The following is a 22,425-nucleotide window of genomic DNA, read 5'->3' on the forward strand; positions in this document are numbered from 1 at the left end:
GCTGCACTGCTCGAATCGCTCCGTATCCGGCCCACGCGCCGGGTGCGGAGCGATTCGCGTACCGCCGCGTATTGTGGAGAGAGATTCCGAAGACCTCAGGAGGGGCACATGGGCCGCATGTTCGGCACTGACGGTGTGCGTGGCGTCGCCAACCAGGACGTCACGGCAGAGCTCGCACTCGGGCTGTCCGTCGCAGCAGCACGGGTACTCGTCGAGGCCGGGGAGGTCTCGGCCGATCACGAGCGTCCTGTCGCCGTCGTCGGACGCGACCCGCGCGCGTCGGGGGAGTTCCTCGGTGCGGCCACCGTCGCCGGGCTCGCGAGCGCGGGCGTCGACGTCTACGACGCGGGCGTGCTGCCGACGCCGGCCATCGCCTACCTGACGGCGACGATGAACGCCGACCTCGGCGCGATGCTGTCGGCCTCGCACAACGCGATGCCCGACAACGGCATCAAGTTCTTCAGCCGCGGCGGCCACAAGCTGCCCGACGCGCTCGAGGACGCGATCGAGGCGCACCTGCATGAGGAGTACGAGCGTCCGACGGGTGCGTCGGTCGGTCGTGTGCATCCCTACGCCGAGGGCGGTGAGAAGTACATCGGTCACCTGCTCGGCGCGCTTCCGCACCGCCTCGAGGGCCTCAAGATCGTCGTCGACTGCGCGCACGGCGCGGCCTCCGTCGTCGGGCCCGAGGTGTTCCGCCGCGCGGGCGCGGACGTCGTCGTCATCGGTGCGACGCCGGACGGGCTCAACATCAACGACGGCTACGGCTCGACGCACCTGGAGAAGCTGCAGGAAGCGGTCGTCGCGAATGGAGCCGACTTCGGTGTGGCCTTCGACGGTGACGCGGACCGCTGCCTCGCCGTCGACGGAACGGGTGAGGTGGTCGACGGCGACCAGATCATGGCGATCCTCGCGCTCGACCTCAAGGAGCGCGGCGTGCTCGCCGAGGACACGCTCGTCGCGACGGTCATGAGCAACCTCGGCATGATCAAGGCGATGGAGCGCGAGGGCATCAACGTCAAGCAGACCGGTGTCGGCGACCGCTACGTGCTCGAGGAGATGCGCCGCGGGTCGTACTCGCTCGGGGGCGAGCAGTCCGGGCACGTCATCGCACTCGACCACGGCACGACCGGTGACGGCGTGCTCACGGGCCTGCTCCTCGCTGCCCGCGCTGCCTCGAGTGGGCGCTCGCTCGCCCAGCTCGGCGCCGTCATGCAGCGGATGCCGCAGAAGCTCATCAACGTCAAGGGCGTCGACAAGTCGGCCGTCGATTCGCACGACGGCGTGCAGGCCGCCGTGCGCGCCGCCGAGAGCGACCTCGCCGGCGCCGGGCGCGTGCTGCTGCGCAAGTCGGGCACCGAACCGGTCGTGCGCGTCATGGTCGAGGCCGACACCGCCGAACGCGCGCAGGCCGTCGCGACGCACCTCGCCGACGTCGTCAAGCGCGAGCTGTCGATCGACTGATCTGCCGGCTGCGCGCTTTCGTCCTGCGCCCAGATGCACCCGGGTGCATCTGGGCGCAGTCGTGTGCCTCCCAGTCGTGTGGTGGCCCGACGAGCTGTCGACGGGAGCTGACGGACAGCGCCGACGGCCGTCACGCGTGCGGGGTGTGTCACAGTGGCAGGCATGAGCCTGCCAGCCGCCCAGCCGAGTCGACGCAGCGACGTCGAGCCGTTCCACGTCATGGAGGTGCTCGCCGCGGCAGCGGAACGTCAGCTTACGCACGCCGACGTCATCAGCCTGTGCGCCGGCCAGCCCTCGACGGGCGCGCCGCGCGCAGCCCGGGAGGCGGCCGTCGCGGCGATCGAGGCCGATGCGCTCGGGTACACCGAGACGGTCGGCATCCGGCCGCTGCGTGAGGCGATCGCCGCGTATCACCGCGACCTCGGCGTCGACGACGTGAGTGCTGACGACGTCGTCGTCACGACCGGGTCGTCGGGCGCGTTCACGCTGCTGTTCCTCGCTGCGTTCGACGGCGGCGACGAGGTGTGGATGACCCGCCCGGGCTACCCCGCCTACCGCAATACGCTGCGGGCGCTGGGGACGTCCGTCGTGGAGCTCGCGTGCGGCGCCGAGGTGCGCTACCAACCCACCGTCGCGATGCTCGAGGCGGAACGTGTCGCGCGCGGCGCCGCGCCGAAGGGGCTCGTCGTCGCGAGCCCCGCCAACCCGACGGGCACGATCATCGACGCGGACGAACTCGCAGCCATCGCGCGCTGGTGCGACGCGCACGGCGTGCTGCTCGTCAGCGACGAGATCTACCACGGCATCTCGTTCGGGCGCGCGACGTCGAGCGCGTGGCAGACGTCGCGCCAGGGCGCCGTCATCGGTTCGGTGTCGAAGTTCTTCTCGATGACGGGTTGGCGCGTCGGGTGGATGCTCGTGCCCGCGCACCTGCGCCGACGCGTCGCCATCCTCGCCTCGAATCTCACGATCTGCCCGCCGGCCGTGTCACAGCATGCGGCGCTCGCGGCCCTCGGCGAGGCGGCACGCGGTGAGCTGGAGGAGCACGTCGAGACGTACCGGCGCAATCGTGAGTTGGTGCAGCGGCGCCTTCCCGAGATCGGGGTGACGACCTACGCGCCACCGGACGGCGCGTTCTACGCCTGGTGCGACGTCGCGCACCTCACCGACGACTCCGCGCGCTGGTGCGCCGACGTGCTCGCCGCGACGGGCGTCGCCATCACCCCCGGGATCGACTTCGACCCCGTCGACGGGCACCGGTTCATGCGGATGAGCCTCGCTGTCGCGAGCGATGAGCTCGACGAGGCGTTCGACCGGATGGTGAGGTTCGTCGGTAGCTCGTCATGACGCTGTGACGTCCTGCGGTTCACCAGTCGTGCCGGCTACGTCAGACGGCCCCGGTCGTACTGTTCGTGGGATGCACGTCGGCGCGTCAGGAACCCCCTGGTCTCCTGACGCGCCGCCGCGAGTCGCTGGGCTCAGATGAGCCCGAGTGCGCGGACGGCGTCGCGCTCGCTCTCGAGCTCGGCGACGCTCGCGTCGATGCGGGCGCGGCTGAACTCGTCGATCGTGAGATCGGGAACGATCCGCCAGGCGCGCTCTGTGACGGTGACGGGGAAGCTCGACACGAGCCCCTCGGGCACGCCGTAGGAGCCGTCCGACGGCACGGCCATGGAGACGATCCGGCCGGTGCCGAGAGCCCAGTCGCGGGCGTGATCGATCGTCGCGCTCGCGGCGCTCGCCGCTGACGACGCGCCTCGGGCGTCGATGATCGCGGCGCCGCGCTTCGCGACCGTCGGATGAAGACGTCGTTGAGCCAGGCGTCATCGCCCACCTCGAGGCGCGCGGCACGGCCGTGGATCGTCGCGTGCGTGACGTCCGGGTACTGCGTCGCGCTGTGGTTGCCCCAGATGATGACGTCGTGGATGTCGGTGACGCTCGCACCCGTCTTCGTGGCGAGCTGCGCGACGGCGCGGTTCTGGTCGAGGCGCGTCAGCGCGCTGAAGCGTTCGTTCGGGATGTCACGTGCCGCATGCATCGCGATGAGGCAGTTCGTGTTCGCCGGGTTGCCGGTGACGGTGACCTGCACGTCATCGGCGGCAGCGTCGTTGAGCGCCTCTCCCTGCGGGCCGAAGATGCGGCCGTTGACCTCGAGCAGGTCGCCGCGCTCCATGCCCGGCCCGCGCGGCTTCGCGCCGACGAGCAGCGCGTGACTGACGCCGTCGAACATGCGGCGCGCGTCGGAGCCGGTCTCCATGCCCGCGAGCAGCGGGAACGCGCAGTCCTGCAGCTCCATGACGGTGCCCTCCAGCTTGCCGAGCGCTTCGTCGACCTCGAGCAGGCGCAGCTCGACGGGCTGGTCGGGGCCGAGCAGTTCACCCGCGGCGATGCGGAAGGGGAGGCTGTAACCGATGGCGCCGGCGGCTCCGCTGACGGCGACGCGAACGGCGGGCTTGGGCATGTCAGCTCATTTCGTCGGCGAGGATCGGATGAGTGCCTCGATTCACCGTCGACGATAGCCCTGGGGGTGGGGGCGCGGGAGGGGCGAACGTCCCGAGTTTGCATGCCTCGGGCTGAATGTGAGTGGGCCCGCGCCGACGCGGCGCGGGCCCAGATCATGTCGAGCAAGATGTCAGACGAGCTGCTTCATCAGCCCGGAGTCGACGTCGTAGATGAACCCGCCGACGGCGACGTCGTCACCGATGAGGGGGTGGCTGCGCACGGCGGCGACGTCCTGCTTGAGCGCGACCTCCTGGTCGGCGACGACGTGGAAGCCCTGCCACGAGGCGTCCTGGCCGGACAGTTCGGTGATCTTCTCGCGCAGCTCCTGCTCGGAGTTCTTCGTCATCGCGCACCTCGTGTGGGGCACGACGAGGATGCGCTTCACGCCGAGAAGGTAGACGCCGAGGACGAGCGCCTCGAGCGCGGCGGGCGTGACGCGTCCGCCCGGGTTGCGGAAGATCTTCGCGTCGCCTTGCGAGAGCCCGAGCATGCGCAGCGGGTCGATGCGCGAGTCCATGCAGGTGACGATGGCGACGCCGGCGCGCGCGATGCCGTCGAACCCGCCGAAGGCGAAGTCCTCGGCGAACTCGCGGTTGGCGTCGAGCAGGTCGGCGAACGGGCCTGTGGCGCTCGCGTCTGCGGAGGTCGCGCTCAGGGGGGCGTTTTCACTCATGGTCAGATCCTCACGTCAGTTTGGGGCGGGTGGTGATGGTCATGGCGGTCGGCTTCGCCGTGGCGGCGAAGAAGTCGTTGCCCTTGTCGTCGACGACGATGAACGCGGGGAAGTTCTCGACCTCGATCTTCCACACGGCCTCCATGCCGAGCTCAGGGTATTCGAGCACCTCGACCTTCTTGATGCAGTCGAGGGCGAGACGCGCGGCCGGGCCGCCGATCGAGCCGAGGTAGAACCCGCCGTACTCCTGGCAGGCCTCCGTCACCTGGGCGCTGCGGTTGCCCTTGGCGAGCATGACCATCGAGCCGCCGGCGGCCTGGAACTGCTTGACGTACGAATCCATGCGCCCGGCCGTCGTCGGCCCGAACGAACCGGACGCCATGCCCTCCGGCGTCTTCGCCGGGCCCGCGTAGTAGACCGGGTGGTCCTTGAGGTACTGCGGCATCTCCTCGCCGGCGTCGAGACGCTCCTTGATCTTCGCGTGCGCGATGTCGCGCGCGACGACGAGCGTCCCCGTCAGCGACAGGCGGGTCTTGACGGGATGCTTGCTCAGCTCGGCGCGGATCTCGTCCATCGGGCGGCTCAGGTCGATGTCGACGGCGGCGCCCTTGCCGGTCGAGCCCGCGCCGACTGCCTCGTCGCCGCTCTCGATGAGGTGCGCCTCGGTGACGTCGGGCAGGAACTGCGCCGGGTCGGTCTCGAGCTGCTCGATGAACACGCCCTCGGGCGTGATCTTGCCGAGCACCTGACGGTCGGCCGAGCAGCTGACGGCGATCGCGACGGGCAGCGACGCGCCGTGGCGCGGGAGGCGGACGACGCGCACGTCGTGACAGAAGTACTTGCCACCGAACTGCGCGCCGATGCCGAAGTTGCGCGTCAGTTCGAGGATCTGCTCCTCGAGCTCCGGGTCGCGGAAGCCGTGGCCGGTGGCGGCGTCACCGGACGTCGGCAGCTCGTCGAGGTACTTGGCGCTCGCGTACTTCGCCGTCTTGAGCGCGAACTCGGCGCTCGTGCCACCGATGACGACGGCGAGGTGGTACGGCGGGCACGCGGCGGTGCCGAGGCTGCGCAACTTCTCGTCGAGGAACTCGAGCATGCGCTTGGGGTTGAGGATCGCCTTCGTCTCCTGGTACAGGAACGACTTGTTGGCGCTGCCGCCGCCCTTGGCCATGAAGAGGAACTTGTAGATGGTCTCGTGGCCCGGCTGGCTGTCGGCGTAGATCTCGATCTGCGCGGGCAGGTTCGAGCCGGTGTTCTTCTCGTCCCACATCGTCAGCGGCGCCATCTGGCTGTAGCGCAGATTGAGCTTCGTGTACGCGTCGTAGACGCCCTTCGCGAGCGACGCCTCGTCGGGCGCGGGGTCGTGCTCGTCACGCGCGACGAGCACCTGCGAACCCTTCTTGCCCATGACGATCGCCGTGCCCGTGTCCTGACACATCGGCAGGACGCCCGCCGCCGCGATGTTCGCGTTCTTGAGCAGGTCGAGCGCGACGAACTTGTCGTTGTTGCTCGCCTCGGGGTCGTCGAGGATCTTGCGCAGCTGCGCGAGGTGAGACGTACGCAGGTAGTGCGCGATGTCGTGCATCGCGGTGGCCGACAACGTCTCCAGGGCCGAGGGGTCGACCTCGAGGAAGGTGCGCCCGCCGGGGCCCTCGAGCGTGCGCACCCCGTCGCTCGTCAGCTTGCGGTAGGTGGTCGTGTCCTCGCCGGTGGGCAGCAGGTCGGAGTACGCGAAATCAGCCATGCGTGGAGACTATCGGAGCGCGACGCGGCTGCGGCCCGACGAGCCTGCGGCGCCGCCGTCAGGGCATGCGGGGGTGGGGTGTGAATGCGGACGAGAATCGCAGATGTGGACGCAGATCGCAGGAGGGGAGGGGGAAAGTAGCACCCCTGATCGCGCGACCGTGTAACGGCTCAATAACCGTTTGGTCTCCATGGCGGTGCGGGTATGGCGTCCATCACAGCGTGCATGGATGATGAGTTGTCGATTAACAAGGATGGAGCGGTGTTCATGAACACATCCAAGTCACGCAGGCGAGTGGCTGCCGCAGCATCGATGGCGATGCTCGCGACGACCGCGCTCGCCGGGTGCGGTGGCGACAGCGGGGGCGGCACGCCCACGCTGACCTGGTACATCAACCCGGACGTCGGCAACTCCGACGCCTCCAAGGGTGGCCAGGCCGCACTCGCCGCGAACTGCACGAAGGCCTCCGGCGGCAAGTACAAGATCAAGGTCGAGCTGCTGCCGAACTCGGCCTCCGACCAACGCACGCAGCTGCTGCGTCGCCTCGCCGCGGGCGACAGCTCGATGGACCTCATGAGCACCGACCCGGCGTTCGTCACCGAGTTCGCTGCTGCGGGCTACCTCGCGCCCGTGCCGGAGTCGATGCAGAAGAACTTCACGGAGGACCGCGTCCAGAGCTCCATCGACGCCTCGATGTACCAGGGCAAGCTGACGTCCGTGCCGTTCTGGGCGAACACGCAGCTGCTCTGGTACAAGAAGTCGACGGCGCAGAAGGCCGGTCTCGACATGAGCAAGCCGGTGACCTGGGACCAGGTCATCGACGCCGCGAAGAAGACGAAGACGAACGTCGGCGTCCAGGGCAAGCTCTACGAGGGCTACGCCGTGTGGATCAACGCGCTCGTCGCGGGCGCCGGCGGCAAGATCGTCGAGGACCCGAGTGCGACGTACGAGAACATCAAGCTCGGCCTCGACTCGGACGCCGGCAAGAAGGCCGCGTCGATCATCAACAAGGTTGCGACGTCCGGCGTCGGCGGCCCCGCGATCGGCTCGTCCGACGAGACGGCGTCGCTGACGCTGTTCCAGGCGCCGAGCGGCGGTTTCCTCGTCAACTGGCCCTACTCCTACGGTGCCATCCAGAAGGCCGCGCCGAAGGTGGCCGAGGACGTGGCGGCCGCGGTCTACCCGCGCACCGACGCCTCGCACGACGCCGCGCCTCCGTTCGGTGGTATCCAGCTCGCCGTCGGCAAGAACTCGAAGCACACCGACCTCGCCTACCAGGCGGCGGACTGCATCACGAACGAGAAGAACACGACGGCGTACATGGTTGCCTCGGGCAATCCGAGCAGCCGCAAGGCCTCGTACGACTCGGCGGACGTCAAGAAGGCGTTCCCGAACGGGATCGCCGCCCAGATCCGCACCTCGTTGGACAAGGCCGTGCCGCGTCCGCTCTCGCCCTACTGGGGTGACATCTCCGGGGCTCTGCAGCAGAAGTTCTCGCCGCCGTCGAAGGTGACGCCGAACACTCCGGCCGAGGCCCAGAAGTTCATCCTCGACGTCCTGAAGGGGAAGGCCCTGCTGTGAGTACCGCTGCATCCATGGAGAAGAGTGCGGCCACCGGTGTCGCAACGGGGACGAAGCGCAAGAAGGCGCCGCTCTCCGATCGCGCACGCGCCGAGCGCAACCTCGGGTGGAAGCTCGCGGGGCCGGCGTTCGTCGTCATGTGTCTCGTGACGCTGTACCCGATCCTCAACGCGCTGTACCTGTCGTTCTTCAAGTACCGCCTCACCGACCCGGCGGGCAAGAAGTTCGTGTGGTTCCAGAACTACGCCTCCGCGCTCAAGGACTCGCTGTTCTGGAACGCCATGGGCACGACGCTCATCATCACGATCGTCACGGTCGTCGTCGAGCTGATCCTCGGCTTCGCCATCGCGATGCTCATGAACAAGATCGTCATGCCACGACGCACGCTGCGCACCGTCGTCCTGCTGCCGTACGCGATCATCACGGTCGTCTCCGCGTTCGCGTGGAAGTTCGGCTTCGACGTCAGCACCGGCTTCGTCAACCACTGGCTGCACACCCTGACGTTCGGCTCGTTCCCGCTCGACTACGACTGGTTCGGTCAGCGGGGCAGCTCGCTGTTCGTCATCTGCCTGTCGGAGATCTGGAAGACGACGCCGTTCATGTCACTGCTGCTGCTGACGGGCCTCGCACAGGTCGACTCCTCGATGGAGGAGGCCGCCAAGGTCGACGGCGCCACCTGGTGGCAGCGCCTCACGAAGGTGATCCTGCCGAACATGAAGGCCGCCATCATGGTCGCCCTGCTGTTCCGCACGCTCGACGCCTTCCGCATCTTCGACAACCCGTACGTCATGACCGGCGGCGCCAACGACACGACGAGCCTTTCGATGCTCGTCTCCCGTGAAGCGATCGATCGCGTGGAGATCGGCATGGGCTCTGCCCTCGCTGTCATCCTCTTCCTCTGCGTGCTCATCATCGCGGCGATCTTCGTCAAGGGCTTCAAGGTCGACCTCGCTGCCGGGAGGAACAACTGATGGAAACCAACGTCTCGAACAAGGCCAAGTGGGGGATGTTCGGTTTCGCCATCCCCGTCATGATCTGGACGCTGCTGCCGCTCGTGTGGATCTTCGCGCTGTCGCTCAAGAGCGACGCAGCCCTCACGGACACGACGGGCAAGGAGAACAGCTTCGGCAACTTCTTCCCGACGCACCCGAGCTGGGACAACTACGAGTTGATCCTCAAGGGGGGAGCGTCCGACCTGTTCATGCCGGCGCTGTGGCACTCGATCGTCGTGTCGCTGCTCGCCACGCTGATCTCTGTCATCCTCGCGACGTTCTGCGCCTACGCGATCGCCCGCCTCGACTTCCCGGGCAAGAAGATGATCCTGACGATGGCGCTCGCCGTCTCGTTCTTCCCGGTCATCGCGATGGTGACGCCGCTGTTCAACATGTGGCGTCAGATCGGGCTGTTCGACACGATCCCCGGCCTCGTCATCCCGTACCTCGCGCTGACGCTGCCGCTGGCGATCTGGACGCTGTCCGCGTTCTTCCAGCAGATCCCGTGGGAGATGGAGCAGGCCGCCCAGGTCGACGGTGCGACGTCGTGGCAGGCGTTCCGCAAGGTCATCGCGCCGCTCGCCGGCCCGGGTGTCTTCACGACGGCCATCATCACGTTCTTCACGGCGTGGAACGACTTCGTGTTCGCCATCTCGCTGACGTCGGGCAACGCCCGCACGGTGCCCGCCGCGCTGAGCTTCTTCACCGGCGCCAGCCAGTTCACGCAGCCGACGGGCGCCATCGCCGCGGCCGCCGTCATCGTGACGATCCCCGTCATCATCCTCGTCCTGATCTTCCAGCGTCGGATCGTCTCCGGCCTCACCTCCGGCGCCGTCAAGGGCTGACGCCCGCCTCTTTAGGAGAGACACCTCATGTCCAGCATCCAGCTCAAGAACATCGTCAAGAAGTACGGCGACGGATTCCCGGCCGTCAACGACGTCAGCCTCGACATCGCCGACGGCGAGTTCATGATCCTCGTCGGCCCGTCCGGCTGCGGTAAGTCGACGCTGCTGCGCATGGTCGTCGGCCTCGAGGACATCACCTCCGGTGACCTCGAGATCAACGGCAAGCGCGTCAACGACCTCGCACCGCGCGACCGCAACCTCGCGATGGTGTTCCAGAACTACGCCCTCTACCCGCACCTGACGGTGTTCGAGAACATCGCGTTCCCGCTGCGGCTCAACAAGGGCAAGGTGAGCGATGACGAGATCCAGCGCAAGGTGCGCGAGGCGAGCAAGATGCTCGAACTCGACGAGCACCTCGAGCGCAAGCCCGGCAACCTCTCCGGTGGTCAGCGTCAGCGTGTCGCGATGGGCCGCGCGATCGTCCGCGACGCCGACGCGTTCCTGTTCGACGAGCCGCTGTCGAACCTCGACGCCAAGCTGCGCGGGCAGATGCGGACGGAGATCGCGCGCATGCAGCGTCGCCTCGGCATCACGACGATCTACGTCACGCACGACCAGACCGAGGCCATGACGCTCGGTGACCGCGTCGCCGTGCTGAAGAAGGGCGTGCTGCAGCAGTGTGCGAGCCCGCGCGAGCTGTACGAACAGCCCGCCAACCTCTTCGTCGCGGGCTTCATCGGCTCGCCGCCGATGAACTTCGTGCCCGCACGGGTCGAGGACACCACGCTGCGTCTGCCGTTCGCGACCGTGCCGATGACGGAGCAGCTCGCCCGTGACGTCGCGGGCAAGGACATCGTCATCGTCGGCATCCGCCCCGAGTACATCAAGGACGCCGAGGTCAACCCGGTCTCCGGTGGCGCGACGTTCAAGGCCGTCGTCGACCAGACGGAGTGGCTCGGCAACGAGCAGTACGCCTACATCCCGTTCGAGCAGGACCCGGCCGCGAAGCAGCACCTCGACGCGCTCGAGAAGGACCTCGACGGTGAGGGCGCTCGCAGCCAGCTCGTCGTCAACCTCGACGCTCGCTCGCAGATCTTCGAGGGCGACGAGGTCGAGTTCGCGTTCGACCCGGCACACATGCACGTGTTCGACCCGGAATCGGGCCACAACTACACGCGCAACGAGGAGAAGGCCACCCAGATCGCGGCGAACTCGGAGAAGCAGCGCAAGGCCGCGCTGCAGCGTGCCAAGGAGCGTGACGCCCGCGGCGCCATCTCCGGAGGAACGGACGTCTGAGCGTTGATGTGAGCCTCATGCTCGGGTTCACCCCGAGCATCGGTTGAGGTCACGCTCCAGTAGAGGTCGAGGGCCCGCATCGGTGACGATGCGGGCCCTCGTGCTGTGTTCGTGCGGCATCCGAATACTGCGCGGTGGGGCTGCGTTGCAAGGACGCTGCCCTCGCAAGGACGGTGCTCGGCATGGCTGTGCTGTGTCGCCGTCGGGCCGTGGTTGTGCGCCGGGTGCACTGGCGCAAGCGTCGAGACCTGGTGCGAGCTCAGAGGCCGGCGATCTCTTCACGCGTGGGCGGGTTCGAGCCGGCGCGCGTCACCGTCGTCGAGGATGTGGCGATGGCGCGCGCGAGGGCGGGGCGCACGTCGTCCTCGCGGGCGTGCGCGAGGCGCTGACGGGCCTCGACACCGCCGAGCAGCCCGAGGTCGAGCAGCCCCGAGATGAGCCCTGACATGAACGAGTCGCCGGCGCCGACGGTGTCGGCGACCTCGACGGAGCGCCCGGCCACCTCGAAGGTGCCGCTCTCGGCGAGGCGGACGTGCGCTCCGTCACCGCCGCGGGTGATGATGACGAGTCGCGGCCCGAGGCCGGCCCACAACTCGGCGATCTCCTCGACGCTGCGGCCCGGGTAGAGCCACTGCGCGTCCTCGTCGGAGGACTTGATGACATCGACGTACCCGCAGAACTGCTCGACGCGCTCGCGCTCGTCGTCGGGGCTGCCCATGAGGGAGGGGCGCACGTTCGGGTCGAACGACGTCGTCGCGGACGCGTGAGCGGCCTTCAACGCCTCGAAGACCGACGCGGAGCCCGGGGTGAGCGAGGCGCCGATCGAGCCGGTGTGGACGTGCGCGACATCCGTCGGCAGGCCCGTGACCGCCGGCCAGTCGATGGCGAAGTCGTACGTTGCGGCGCCGTCGTCATCGAGGTGGGCCTGAGCTGTCGACGTGGCGTCGAGGTCGAAGCTCGCGACCGTCAGCTCGACGCCCTCGTCGGTGAGCAGGCGCTGGATGCGGTGACCCCGCTCGTCCTCACCGAGGTGCGTGGCGAGGACGGCGGGGTGGCCGAGGCGCGACAGCCCGACCGCGACGTTGAGCGGGCTGCCACCGACGTGTTCCGCGCTCTCGCCGTCGCGAGGATGGACGACGTCGATGAGGGCCTCACCGATGACGAGCGTGGTGGCGGTATTGGGCTGGGTCATGCGTCGGCTCCTGGCGTCTCGTCGCCGCGGCCGGCGTCATGCGCTGCCCCGACTCACTGGTACTGCTCCGAAGCGTATTCAGCCACCTTGCTCAGGCGGTGCTCGGCCTCGATGGTTCGTACGGTACCGCTCTTGCTGCGCATGACGAGCGAGCTCGTCGTGCAGCCGTTCTCGCGGTAGCGCACACCCTTGAGCAGTTCACCGTCGGTGATGCCCGTCGCGACGAAGAAGCAGTTGTCGCCGCGGACGAGGTCGTTCGTCGTCAGCACACGATTGACGTCGTGGCCCGCGTCGAGGGCGCGCTGCTTCTCCTCGTCGTCCTTCGGCGCAAGACGGCCCTGGATGACGCCGCCGATGCACTTGATCGCGCACGCGGTGATGATGCCCTCAGGCGTGCCGCCGATGCCGAGCAACAGGTCGACACCCGTGTTGGGGCGGGCAGCCATGATGGCGCCGGCGACGTCGCCGTCGGAGATGAACTTGATGCGCGCGCCGGCGTCACGGATCTCCTGCGCGAGCGGCTCGTGGCGCGGGCGATCGAGCAGCACGACCGTGACGCCGTTGTTCGTCGTGTTCTTCGCCTTCGCGATGCGGCGGATGTTCTCGGCGACGGGCAGGCGGATGTCGACGACGTCCGCGGCCTCGGGGCCGGTGACGAGCTTGTCCATGTAGAACACGGCACTCGGGTCGTACATCGAGCCGCGCTCGCTGACGGCGAGGACGGAGACGGCGTTCGGCATGCCCTTCGCCGTCAGCGTCGTGCCGTCGATCGGGTCGACGGCGACGTCGACGTCGGGGCCCGTGCCGTCGCCCACCTGCTCACCGTTGAACAGCATCGGGGCCTCGTCCTTCTCGCCCTCGCCGATGACGACGGTGCCGTTCATGCTCACCGTCGAGATGAGGGTGCGCATCGCCTCGACGGCGGCGCCGTCCGCGAGGTTCTTCTCGCCACGACCCACCCAGGGGCCGGCGGCCATGGCGGCTGACTCGGTGACGCGCACGAGTTCGAGCGCCAGGTTGCGGTCGGGGATCTGGTAGGTGGGCAGCTTCGATGTCACGGTCGGTGTCTCCTCGATGTCGCACTGGTGTGGCGGCTGGCTCCCGCGGTGCTCGAGGCGGCGTGGCCGGGGCGGCGGGCCGCCCCGGTTTCCGCTGACGCAGGTGCGTCGGCGAACATGGGGGAGTGAGTACCCCGCACGAGAAGGCCACGACCACCGAGCCGACACAGCCTGCGTCAGCGCCGGCCATGCCCCCGCCCCCTCCGCCGAAGCGGCGCGGGATGCAGGGAAACGCCAAGAGCATGGTCCTGTCCATGATCGCTTGTATCGCCGGCTGTTTGGTGATTTTGGCCCTCATTCCTCGTCAGGGGGCCACGAAACTGCCCACCGTGCAGGCGTCACAGATCGCGCGCGAGGTGTCGTCGACGAAGCACTGGGACGTCGCCGTCGCCGACGGGCTCGGTTCGCCGTGGCGTGCCGTCAACGTCGCGATCGTGCCGGGCGACAAGGATCACGCGGAGCGTTGGCGGGCGGGCTATCAGGGTGACGGTGAGGACTACGTCTCGATCCAGCAGCGCAAGGACGGCGGCGCAGCTTGGATCAAGGACGTCGCATCCGGCTCTGATGCCGGCAGCGTCGACCTCGGGGGCGTGAGCTGGCGCAAGGTCGAGATGCAGTCGGGCCAGAAGGGGCTCGTGCGCTCGCAGCCGCTCGCCGGGCTCGACACCGTCGTCACCGGCAAGGGCTCGTGGGCCCAGTTGCAGCAGATCGCCGCGGCGGCCAAGCCGTACAGCCAGATCGCGAAGTGAGCCAACGCGAGCGTCGGGAACGCTGAACTCGGACCCGCTGAGGCCGGGCGTGCGCAGTGTCAGATGCGCGGCGCGTTAGGCTCTTTCTCTGCCGTTCTCTCGGCGCGCGACGGATTCTTCGATGCGCGACTGTGCCCCGTCGAGCCACCGCGTGCAGTGATCGGCGAGGGCCTCGCCGCGCTCCCACAGCCGCATGCTCTCCTCGAGCGGCGCGCGACCACCTTCGAGCGTCGTGACGATCTGGGCGAGCTCGTCGCGAGCCTGTTCGTAACCCATGCTCGCGATGTCGGCGTTCGCGGCGTCGGGCGCGCTCGCGGGCACGGTCTCGGGGTTGCCGGCCTGGGCGCCATTGGTCGAGTCGTGGTTCATGACGTCCTCGGACGCCTCGTTCGCGGGTGCCTCGTGCGTGTCGCTCATGCGTCGTCCTCGGTGGTCTCGGATCGGGTGGTGGTGGGCGTCGCATCGTCAGCCGTCGCCGGTGCAGTCTTCTTCTTGGCCTTCGGGGCATCGGACGCGCGGCCCTGCGTCGCCTTCTTAGACGATGCAGCCGTGCGCGCCTTCGTTGTCGCCGGCGTCCCCGCTCGGCGCGTCCGGGGTTTGCCGCTATAGGGCGTGACGGCGAAGTTGCCCTGCGACACGGTCACCTTGAGGATGTCGTCGACGCTGACGTCGTCACGGGCCATGACGAGGGAGCCGTCGGCGTGCTGGACGACGGCGTACCCGCGGTCGAGGGTCTTCTGCGGGGACAGGGCGATCACCTGGGCGCGCCCGTGAGCGATCTGGTCGCGCGCGCGGGTGAGACGTTGCCGCATCGCGTAGGCGCTGCGGTTCGTGAGGCGGTCGACCTCGTCGCGTTGCTGGGTGACGAGGGTGCCCGGTTCGCGCAGCACGGGCCGCCCGACGAGGGAGTTGAGGTGGCGCCGTTCGGCGGCGAAGCGGCCGCGCAGGCCTTGGCTGAGCCGCGTGCGGTGTTGCGCGAGGGCGGCCTGTTCGGCGGCCAGATCCGGTACGACGAGCTTGGCGGCGTCCGTCGGGGTCGAGGCGCGTCGGTCGGCGACGTGATCGAGCAGCGGCGTGTCGACGTCGTGCCCGATGGCGCTGACGACGGGAGTGCGCGCGGCGCTGACGGCCCGCACGAGCGTCTCGTTGCTGAACCCGAGCAGGTCCTCGAAGGAGCCGCCGCCGCGCGCGATGACGATGACGTCGACGTGGTCGAGACCGTCGAGTTCGCGCAGGGCGCCGCTGACGGCGGTGACGCAGTCGGGGCCCTGGACGGGAACGTGGCGGATCTCGAAGTGGGCGGCCGGCCAGCGGCGTCGCGCGTTCTCGACGACGTCGTTCTCGGCTGCGCCCTCACGCCCGGTGATGAGCCCGATGACGCGGGGCAGGAACGGCAGCGGCCGTTTGCGGTCGGGGGCGAACAGGCCCTCTGCGGCGAGCGTGCGCTTGAGCTGTTCGAGGCGCAGGAGCAGTTCGCCCTCGCCGACGGGCCGCATCGTGCGGCCCTCCATCATGAGGCTGCCGCGCTTCGTCCAGAACGTCGGTTTGGCGTGCACGACGACGCGCGCCCCTTCACGAACCGCGGGGCCCATCGCGTTGAGCGTGTTCGTCGGAACGGTGAGGGAGAGGGACATGTCGACGTCGGCGTCCCGCAGCGTCAAATACGCCGTGCGGGCGCGGATGTTGAGTTGCACGATCTGCCCCTCGACCCACAGCGGCGACATGCGATCGACGTACTGCGCGATCTTCATGCTGAGCACGCGCACCGGCCACGGCTGCTCGGCGGTCGTGTCGCCCGCGAGGGCCGGAAGGCCCGCCGGCGTGCCCGTGCCTGGGGGTGTGCTCGTCACGGGGCAACTCTACGGGGGCGAGGCGCCACGCTCGGGTGCGAAGGACGAATGCGGCGGTGAGGTGCGCTCTGCGGGAGCGAACAGTCTGCGGCGCTCGCGTTCGCGACCCCACGACGCGTGATGCCGCTCCCACTCGCTCGGCCTCGGAGGCCGTGGTCGTTACGATGATGGGCGTGGATACCCAGACGAAGCGAGTTCTCCTGGCCGCGCCGCGCGGATACTGCGCGGGCGTGGATCGGGCCGTCATCACCGTCGAGAAGGCTCTCGACCTCTACGGCCCGCCGGTGTACGTGCGCAAGGAGATCGTCCACAACAAGCATGTCGTGACGACGCTCGAGAAACGCGGCGCGATCTTCGTCGACGAGACCGACCAGGTGCCTGAGGGCGCGACCGTCATCTTCTCTGCGCACGGGGTCGCTCCCGTCGTTCACGAGGAGGCGAAGGCGTTGAGCCTCAAGACGATCGACGCCACATGCCCGCTCGTCACGAAGGTGCACCGCGAGGCCACGCGCTTCGCGAGCCAGGACTACGACATCCTGCTCATCGGGCACGAGGGGCACGAGGAGGTCGTCGGCACTGCGGGTGAGGCGCCCGAGCACATCACGCTCGTCGACGGGCCCGACGATGTCGTCAACGTCGAGGTGCGCGACCCGGAGCGCGTCGTGTGGTTGTCGCAGACGACGCTGAGCGTCGACGAGACGATGGAGACGGTGCGCCGGTTGCGCGAGAAGTTTCCGCACCTGCAGGATCCGCCGAGCGACGACATCTGCTATGCGACGCAGAACCGTCAGCTCGCCGTCAAGCAGATGGCGCCCGAGTGCGACCTCATGATCGTCGTCGGCTCGCGCAACTCGTCGAACTCGGTCCGTCTCGTCGAGGTGGCGCTGGAGCACGGTTCGCGCGCCGGGCACCTCGTGGACTACGCCGATGAGCTCGACGAGGCATGGCTCGACGGGGTCACGACCGTCGGTGTGACCTCGGGGGCATCGGTGCCGGAGATCCTCGTGCGGGGCGTGCTCGACTACCTCGCCGCCCGCGGCTATGAGGACGTCAAGCCGATCGTCGCCGCCGAGGAGAGCCTGCTGTTCGCGCTGCCCAACGAACTGCGCCGTGACCTCAAGGCGCGCGGCATGTCCGACTCGATGCGCGGCGGCGAGCAGGTCGTTCAGGGCGCCGACTCGCTTCACTGAGACATGCCGCCACGCTGACGCGTGCGGGCGCCGGGCCCTCGCTCCGTGTCGGAGCGGGGGCCTTCGACATCCCATCCAGCATGCCCGGCCGCGCACCGTCAGCCCCGCTCGTCCGAGGGGTTGCCCGGCGCGGGTTCGGCGAGCACGGGCTCGAGCAGCGCCTCGTGGGTGAGTGGGCGCGGCGTCACGTCGAGGGGCGCGACGCCACGCGGCGGGGTGGCGGAGACGTCGAGGTCGTGCATCCGGCGCGCGGTGACGAGCACGCGGCTCTCGAGCGAGCCGACGAACAGGTTGTACGCCTCGACGCTGCGTCGCAACGAGCCGCCGAGATCGTGGGTGTGCTTGGCGAGCACTCCGATGCGGTCGTAGAGCTCGCGGCCGAGCGTCAGCAGCTCACGCGCGTTCTCCTCGAGCGTCGCCTGCTGCCACATCGCGCTGACGCTGCGCATCGTCGCGATGAGGGTGCTCGGCGAGGCGAGCACGACGTGACGCTCCATCGCCTCCTCGAGCAAACCGGGGTCGGCATTGAGCGCGGACGCGAGAATGGCGTCGCCCGGCACGAAGCAGATGACGAACGCGGGCGCCTGCGGCAGTGCCGTCCAGTAACGCTTCGAGGCGAGCGTGTCGACGTGCGAGCGCAGCTGCTTGGCGTGGCGCCCCAACGCGGCGCTGCGGGCGCGTTCGTCGAGGTCCGCCTCCTGCGCCGCGAGGAACGCACTCAGCGGCGCCTTGGCATCGATGACGAGCGAACGCTCGCCCGGCAGATGGACGACGACGTCGGGGCGCACGTCGTCACCGGTGTCGTTGCGCCCGCGCCACTGCTCGTCGAAGTCGCAGCGACGCAGCATGCCCGACAGCTCGAGGATGCGCCGCAACTGCGATTCGCCCCACTGCCCGCGCACGCTCGAGGCGTTGAGCGAACCGGCCAGCGATGAGGTCTCGCGCCGCAGCTCGTCCGTCGTGGCAGTGACGCGGCGCAGGGCGACGTCGACAGAGCTGAACTGCTCGACACGGTCGCGTTCCAGCGTCGCGACCTGGCGCTCGACGCGGCTCAGGGCGTCACGCAGGGGCCCCAGAAGGGCGGCCGTCTGCGCGTCGTCGCTCACCGTCGCCTCGAGGTCGACGATGCGTTCACGCAGCACGTCGCGCTCGGCCTGCGCCGCGGCGAGCTGTGCGACGTCGTCCGTCGGGGTCACGGCCGTGCGTCGCAGGGCGACCCACATGGCGAGGGCTCCGAGGGCGAGGCCGGCGACGAACGTCACGAAGATGGCTGTTGTCTGCACGGGTGAAACTCAAGCATCTGCCGCCGACAACCCCGGAACGGCGCGGTTTGTCGGTGCGCTGCGTGTGCGGTGGAGGTGCCAGGTCGGTGCCTGTCACCACCGTGCGGTGGCGGGGTCAGTGCTCCCGTGTGGCGACCGCGGCGGGTGAGGTCGGGCTCGGCCCGAGTTGCGCGCGTAGCCACCGTTCGGAGGAACGGTGGCGCATGGCGTCGCTGAGGTGGCGCCAGACGAGGCGTTGCACGACGAGCGTCAGCACGCCCGCGATGATCATTCCGGCCAGGTTCATCCCGAGCTGCGCGGCGGATCCGGTGATCTCGGCCGCGTCGAAGATGGCGAGGCCGAGGGCGAGGTTTCCGGCGGCGGGCACCGTCGTGACGGAGATGAAGACGCCCACCATGGCGCTCGTCTTGTCGGTCGCCAGGGCGAGCACCCCGGCCGTGCCGGCGAGCAGCGCCACGATGAACGACCACAGGTCGGGGCGCCAGATGAAGCCCGTCTGAGGGCGGGGGCGTGTCACGTCGGCGGCCGAGACGACGTCGAGCGATGCCGCGAGCAGGGCGGCGAGCATGATGACGACGATGGCGAACGCGAATGTCCACAGCAGGGTGGCGGCGCTGCGCGCGGCGAGGCGCCAACGTCCGAGGGCGATGCCGGTGCAGATCGCGGCTATGACGGCGAACTCGGGCCCGACGACCATCGCGCCGACGACGAGGACGGCCGAGTCGGTGATGACGGCGATGCTCGCGAGGGCCGTTGCGATGCAGAGGAACACGAGGTAGGTCGCCGTCGGTGAGCTCGCCTTCTCTGCCTCTCGTTCGACGAGGTGCCAGATCACGGCGTCGTCCGGGTCGCCGTGCGCGGCTTCTTCGACGTCGTGCGCGGCGTCGAACGGGGTGCCGAGGGGTTGGCCGATGACGATGCCGCCGCGGTGGCCGAGGCCGACGGCGTTGAGGTCGTCGAGGACGGCGGTGGCGGCTTCGCGGGCGACGTCGGCTTCGAAGACGTCGCCGGCCGGTTTGAGGGACGCGCCGCGCAGGTGGGTGAGGTTGGTGAGGCGGGCGTCGTCGCTCAGGGTGTCGCGGACGGCGTCGGTGAGGTCCGTCGGCACGTTGAGACGCAGGTGCACGAGCATGGCGTCATTGTGTCAGCGCCGCTGATGTCGAAGGCGTCCGTCGGATGAAGCCGGCGCGGGCGGTGGCACGTAGACTCTTCTCTCGTGGCTCTTACCATCGGAATCGTCGGTCTCCCCAACGTCGGCAAGTCGACCATGTTCAACGCTCTGACGAAGAACAACGTGCTCGCTGCCAACTATCCCTTCGCAACGATCGAGCCGAACGTCGGTGTCGTGCCGTTGCCGGATCCGCGGTTGAAGAAGCTCGCGGAGATCTTCGGTTCGGCGGCGATCCTGCCGGCGACGGTGTCGTTCGTCGACATCGCGGGCATCGTCAAGGGTGCGTCCGAGGGGGAGGGGCTGGGGAACAAGTTCCTCGCCAACATTCGTGAGGCGGACGCGATCTGCCAGGTCGTGCGCGCGTTCGTCGATGACGACGTGCACCATGTCGACGGCAAGGTGTCGCCGAGTTCGGATCTGGAGACGATCAACACCGAGCTGATCCTCGCCGATCTGCAGACGCTGGAGAAGGCTGTGCCGCGTCTGGAGAAGGAGGTCAAGGGCAAGAAGACCGAGAAGTCGGTCTATGACGCTGCCCTGGCCGCGCAGAAGGTGCTCGAGGAGGGCAAGACGCTGAGCTCCGTCGGTTTCGACACGAGCGAGATCCGCGAGCTCGGGCTGCTGACGGCGAAGCCGTTCATCTATGTGTTCAACGTCGACGAGTCGCAGCTGACGGACGAGGCGTTCCAGGCCGAGATGCAGGCGCTCGTCGCGCCGGCGGAGGCGATCTTCCTCAATGCGCAGCTCGAGTCCGAGGTCGCCGAGCTCGACGAGGACGACGCGAAGGAGCTGCTCGAGTCGGTCGGTATCACCGAGCCGGGCCTGGAGCAGCTCGCGCACAAGGGTTTCAACACGCTCGGGCTGCAGACGTATCTGACGGCCGGGCCGAAGGAGACGCGCGCCTGGACGATCGGCAAGGGCTGGACGGCGCCCATGGCCGCCGGCGTCATCCACACCGACTTCCAGAAGGGCTTCATCAAGGCTGAGATCATCTCATTCGACGATCTCGTCGAGTGTGGTTCGGTGGCCGAGGCTCGCGCGAAGGGCAAGGCCCGCATGGAAGGCAAGGACTACGTCATGCAGGACGGCGACGTGGTGGAATTTAGATTTGCGCTTTAGCCTCTCCACAGAGCTATTTGGGCCGCACCAAGTGATTTGATCCCGGTCCTGGGCGGATCTCCAGGTCTTGCCCGACGTCTATCTCAGGCCGACTGATTCAGACTTCCTGACCTATCGGGAGCTCGCTAGAACGCGACGGTTCGGCGGCACGCGCCTGTGTCGCAGGTGCGAGCGAGAGGACCAGGAGCGAGGCGCAGATGCCCGCCAGTCCAACCCAGCCGAGGGCGGGGAGGCGCTCACCGACGATGACCACCGCCAGGAGGGCGGCGATTGCGGGTTCAGCGAGGGTGAGCGTTGTCGCGGCGCTTAGAGTGACGCGCGTGAGGCCGTACCCGAAGAGCAGATAGCCCAGGAACATCGGGACCATTGCCATGTAGAGCCCGACCATCATGGGCTGGGCGGAAGCGATGAGTGGTGCGCCGGTGAGCATGAGTACGGGCATCAGCGCAATGCCGCCCAGACCGAAGACAGCGCCCATCGCTGCCGCGCGCCCGACGCCGCGGTTCATGAGGCGGTGAGCGCTCCACGAGTACATGGCGTAGGTTGCGCCAGCAACCAGGCCCAGGATGACGCCGGCGACCGTGGGGAGCGTCTCGCTCGGCGAGTCGTGCATCTTCGCAGCGCACAGTACTGCGCTGCCCGCGATGCCGAGCGCTACGGCGAGCATCCACCAGCCGCTGAGTCTGCGTCGCTCGATCACTCGTTCCAGAAGGCCCGAGGCGATGGGGGCAGAGCCGAGGGACACAACAGTGCCGACCGCGACGCCAGCCAGATGCATCGAGCTGTAGAAGGCCAGCGGGTAGATCAGCACGGCTGCGGCTCCGACGAGCACTGTCCCACGTTGCGAAGACAGTGCGGGTCGTTCCCGGCGGAGCGAGGGGGCCGCGATGGCTGCCTGCAGGATCCCGCCGATGCCGAGCGCGGCCGCGCCCATGGCCAGCGGGCCGACTGTCGGTGCGAACGTCGCCGCAGTCCCCGTGGTACCCCACAGGAGGGCGGCGGCGAGCACCGCGAAGATGCCGGTGGGGGAGCCTCGCTTCACAGTGCGGCCAGCATCCGCGATGCGATGGCTCGGGCGTGCTCCAGGCGCGCCGGGGTGCCCTCGAGACCTGCCCGTGCGACGGCTCCTTCGAGGAGGAAGCTGAAGTGCTCGGCCAGCTCCAGCGCCTCGGCGTCGGTGGCCATGACTTCCAGGTTCTCGACGAGAATCCGCTCCACCTGCTCCTTGTGCGCGCGCACGGCCGAGCGAGCAGGGTGTCCGGCCGGGAACTCGGCGGCCGCATTGAGCAGCCCGCATCCCCGGAAGCCCTTGCCGTAGGCATCGTTCGCGTGGTCGATGTAGGCGTCGAACACTGCCAGCACTCGGTCTGCTGCCGTAGACGCCTTCACCGCACGTGCCTGGTGGAGGCCGAGCCACTCCTCGTGGCGGGAATCGATATAAGCGCTGACGAGCTCTGCCTTGGACGAGAAGTTGTTGTAGAGGCTCTTCTTCGCGACCCCGGCCTCAGAAGTGATCGTGTCGATCCCTGTCGCGTGCACGCCGTCCTCGTAGAAGCGTCTCGCTGCGGCATCGAGCAGCCGCTCTCGCGCTGATCCTTGATTCATGTCGCCCTCCGGTAGTAGGTAGGTCAGTCTACCTACTACCGAGAGTTGTCTCAATCTCTGTGCGCTTGGATGCTTACGAGCACGGGCGCGAGGTCCTAACAGCCTGCGTGA

Annotated in this window: 19 protein-coding genes and 1 pseudogene; 9 read left to right on the forward strand and 11 right to left on the reverse strand. The window is 68.5% G+C overall.

All coding sequences use genetic code 11. From position 1 onward, the window contains the following. Positions 1–108 precede the first annotated feature (108 nt). Positions 109–1,464 (forward strand): phosphoglucosamine mutase, encoded by a 1,356-nt coding sequence (glmM, locus tag AX669_RS12085; protein ID WP_062258625.1) that lies wholly within the window; start codon positions 109–111, stop codon positions 1,462–1,464. A gap of 162 nt (positions 1,465–1,626) precedes the next feature. After that, positions 1,627–2,811, forward strand: a complete 1,185-nt coding sequence (locus AX669_RS12090; RefSeq protein WP_062258627.1) for an aminotransferase class I/II-fold pyridoxal phosphate-dependent enzyme — start codon at positions 1,627–1,629, stop codon at positions 2,809–2,811. 212 nt (positions 2,812–3,023) lie between these two features. Here the strand turns inward: AX669_RS12090 and AX669_RS12095 are convergent. The 3 genes and pseudogenes from AX669_RS12095 to AX669_RS12105 all read right to left on the reverse strand — a co-directional run. Further along, a pseudogene (locus AX669_RS12095) lies at positions 3,024–3,925 on the reverse strand (malate dehydrogenase); the annotation flags it as partial. 171 nt (positions 3,926–4,096) lie between these two features. Then, complete coding sequence (locus AX669_RS12100) at positions 4,097–4,639, reverse strand: carbonic anhydrase (protein ID WP_062258629.1); 543 nt, start codon at positions 4,637–4,639, stop codon at positions 4,097–4,099. A 10-nt stretch (positions 4,640–4,649) separates the two neighbouring features. Beyond that, complete coding sequence (locus AX669_RS12105) at positions 4,650–6,383, reverse strand: fumarate hydratase (RefSeq protein WP_062258631.1); 1,734 nt, start codon at positions 6,381–6,383, stop codon at positions 4,650–4,652. A 267-nt stretch (positions 6,384–6,650) separates the two neighbouring features. Between AX669_RS12105 and AX669_RS12110 the strand changes: the two genes are divergently transcribed. From AX669_RS12110 to AX669_RS12125, 4 genes are read left to right on the forward strand one after another with little or no spacing between them, the layout of a single operon-like run. Next, positions 6,651–7,964, forward strand: coding sequence for an extracellular solute-binding protein (locus AX669_RS12110; RefSeq protein ID WP_062258668.1), 1,314 nt, complete (start codon positions 6,651–6,653; stop codon positions 7,962–7,964). 14 nt (positions 7,965–7,978) lie between these two features. Next, positions 7,979–8,935 (forward strand): carbohydrate ABC transporter permease, encoded by a 957-nt coding sequence (locus tag AX669_RS12115; RefSeq protein ID WP_038567145.1) that lies wholly within the window; start codon positions 7,979–7,981, stop codon positions 8,933–8,935. Further along, positions 8,935–9,801: a carbohydrate ABC transporter permease gene (locus AX669_RS12120; protein ID WP_006946055.1), complete on the forward strand. Its 867-nt coding sequence runs from the start codon at positions 8,935–8,937 to the stop codon at positions 9,799–9,801. The genes AX669_RS12115 and AX669_RS12120 overlap by 1 nt, the downstream gene beginning before the upstream one ends. A 27-nt stretch (positions 9,802–9,828) precedes the next feature. Next, entirely contained in the window at positions 9,829–11,097 is a 1,269-nt protein-coding gene (locus tag AX669_RS12125; protein ID WP_006946297.1) for an ABC transporter ATP-binding protein, read from the forward strand. Between the two features lie 259 nt (positions 11,098–11,356). Here AX669_RS12125 and AX669_RS12130 read toward each other — a convergent pair whose 3' ends face one another. Together AX669_RS12130 and glpX are read right to left on the reverse strand one after the other, a co-directional pair. After that, on the reverse strand, positions 11,357–12,289 hold the full coding sequence (locus tag AX669_RS12130) for a carbohydrate kinase (RefSeq protein WP_062258632.1): 933 nt from the start codon (positions 12,287–12,289) through the stop codon (positions 11,357–11,359). Between the two features lie 53 nt (positions 12,290–12,342). After that, on the reverse strand, positions 12,343–13,347 hold the full coding sequence (gene glpX, locus AX669_RS12135) for a class II fructose-bisphosphatase (RefSeq protein WP_006946101.1): 1,005 nt from the start codon (positions 13,345–13,347) through the stop codon (positions 12,343–12,345). A gap of 242 nt (positions 13,348–13,589) precedes the next feature. Here glpX and AX669_RS12140 point away from each other — a divergent pair, with 242 nt between their 5' ends. Continuing rightward, entirely contained in the window at positions 13,590–14,096 is a 507-nt protein-coding gene (locus AX669_RS12140) for a DUF4245 family protein (RefSeq protein WP_255356590.1), read from the forward strand. Between the two features lie 75 nt (positions 14,097–14,171). Here the strand turns inward: AX669_RS12140 and AX669_RS14005 are convergent, their stop codons facing one another. Both AX669_RS14005 and xseA read right to left on the reverse strand, forming a co-directional pair. Continuing rightward, complete coding sequence (locus AX669_RS14005; RefSeq protein WP_082740955.1) at positions 14,172–14,513, reverse strand: exodeoxyribonuclease VII small subunit; 342 nt, start codon at positions 14,511–14,513, stop codon at positions 14,172–14,174. Beyond that, positions 14,510–15,946, reverse strand: a complete 1,437-nt coding sequence (xseA, locus tag AX669_RS12150; RefSeq protein WP_062258636.1) for an exodeoxyribonuclease VII large subunit — start codon at positions 15,944–15,946, stop codon at positions 14,510–14,512. The genes AX669_RS14005 and xseA overlap by 4 nt, the downstream gene beginning before the upstream one ends. A 167-nt stretch (positions 15,947–16,113) precedes the next feature. Between xseA and AX669_RS12155 the strand changes: the two genes are divergently transcribed. After that, on the forward strand, positions 16,114–17,136 hold the full coding sequence (locus AX669_RS12155; RefSeq protein ID WP_231729596.1) for a 4-hydroxy-3-methylbut-2-enyl diphosphate reductase: 1,023 nt from the start codon (positions 16,114–16,116) through the stop codon (positions 17,134–17,136). A 98-nt stretch (positions 17,137–17,234) separates the two neighbouring features. On the opposite strand, the gene AX669_RS12160 is transcribed toward AX669_RS12155, so the two are convergent. Further along, positions 17,235–18,419, reverse strand: coding sequence for a DNA recombination protein RmuC (locus AX669_RS12160; protein ID WP_038567159.1), 1,185 nt, complete (start codon positions 18,417–18,419; stop codon positions 17,235–17,237). Positions 18,420–18,534: 115 nt separating this feature from the next. Further along, on the reverse strand, positions 18,535–19,551 hold the full coding sequence (locus AX669_RS12165) for a DUF389 domain-containing protein (protein ID WP_062258639.1): 1,017 nt from the start codon (positions 19,549–19,551) through the stop codon (positions 18,535–18,537). A gap of 84 nt (positions 19,552–19,635) precedes the next feature. On the opposite strand from AX669_RS12165, the gene ychF reads away from it, so the two are divergent. Further along, the gene (ychF, locus tag AX669_RS12170) at positions 19,636–20,709 is read left to right on the forward strand and encodes a redox-regulated ATPase YchF (RefSeq protein WP_006946293.1); all 1,074 of its coding nucleotides are present in this window, start codon (positions 19,636–19,638) and stop codon (positions 20,707–20,709) included. A 97-nt stretch (positions 20,710–20,806) separates the two neighbouring features. Here the strand turns inward: ychF and AX669_RS12175 are convergent, their stop codons facing one another. Both AX669_RS12175 and AX669_RS12180 read right to left on the reverse strand, forming a co-directional pair. After that, entirely contained in the window at positions 20,807–21,751 is a 945-nt protein-coding gene (locus AX669_RS12175) for a DMT family transporter (protein WP_006946079.1), read from the reverse strand. After that, a complete protein-coding gene (locus AX669_RS12180; protein ID WP_006946191.1) occupies positions 21,748–22,314 on the reverse strand; it encodes a TetR/AcrR family transcriptional regulator in 567 nt (188 codons plus the stop codon). Before AX669_RS12180 ends, AX669_RS12175 begins: the two co-directional genes overlap by 4 nt. Positions 22,315–22,425 lie beyond the last annotated feature (111 nt).

This window comes from Dermacoccus sp. CCH2-D9 (assembly GCF_001556795.1).
Taxonomy (GTDB): Bacteria; Actinomycetota; Actinomycetes; order Actinomycetales; family Dermatophilaceae; genus Dermacoccus; species Dermacoccus nishinomiyaensis.

Bases quoted from the DNA above. Each gene is read 5' to 3' on its own strand.
- glmM (WP_062258625.1), top strand. From the start codon at position 109: ATGGGCCGCATGTTCGGCACTGACGGTGTGCGTGGCGTCGCCAACCAG.
- AX669_RS12090 (WP_062258627.1), top strand. From the start codon at position 1,627: ATGAGCCTGCCAGCCGCCCAGCCGAGTCGACGCAGCGACGTCGAGCCG.
- AX669_RS12100 (WP_062258629.1), bottom strand. From the start codon at position 4,639: ATGAGTGAAAACGCCCCCCTGAGCGCGACCTCCGCAGACGCGAGCGCC.
- AX669_RS12105 (WP_062258631.1), bottom strand. From the start codon at position 6,383: ATGGCTGATTTCGCGTACTCCGACCTGCTGCCCACCGGCGAGGACACG.
- AX669_RS12110 (WP_062258668.1), top strand. From the start codon at position 6,651: ATGAACACATCCAAGTCACGCAGGCGAGTGGCTGCCGCAGCATCGATG.
- AX669_RS12115 (WP_038567145.1), top strand. From the start codon at position 7,979: ATGGAGAAGAGTGCGGCCACCGGTGTCGCAACGGGGACGAAGCGCAAG.
- AX669_RS12120 (WP_006946055.1), top strand. From the start codon at position 8,935: ATGGAAACCAACGTCTCGAACAAGGCCAAGTGGGGGATGTTCGGTTTC.
- AX669_RS12125 (WP_006946297.1), top strand. From the start codon at position 9,829: ATGTCCAGCATCCAGCTCAAGAACATCGTCAAGAAGTACGGCGACGGA.
- AX669_RS12130 (WP_062258632.1), bottom strand. From the start codon at position 12,289: ATGACCCAGCCCAATACCGCCACCACGCTCGTCATCGGTGAGGCCCTC.
- AX669_RS12140 (WP_255356590.1), top strand. From the start codon at position 13,590: ATGGTCCTGTCCATGATCGCTTGTATCGCCGGCTGTTTGGTGATTTTG.
- AX669_RS14005 (WP_082740955.1), bottom strand. From the start codon at position 14,513: ATGAGCGACACGCACGAGGCACCCGCGAACGAGGCGTCCGAGGACGTC.
- AX669_RS12155 (WP_231729596.1), top strand. From the start codon at position 16,114: ATGGGCGTGGATACCCAGACGAAGCGAGTTCTCCTGGCCGCGCCGCGC.
- AX669_RS12165 (WP_062258639.1), bottom strand. From the start codon at position 19,551: ATGCTCGTGCACCTGCGTCTCAACGTGCCGACGGACCTCACCGACGCC.
- AX669_RS12180 (WP_006946191.1), bottom strand. From the start codon at position 22,314: ATGAATCAAGGATCAGCGCGAGAGCGGCTGCTCGATGCCGCAGCGAGA.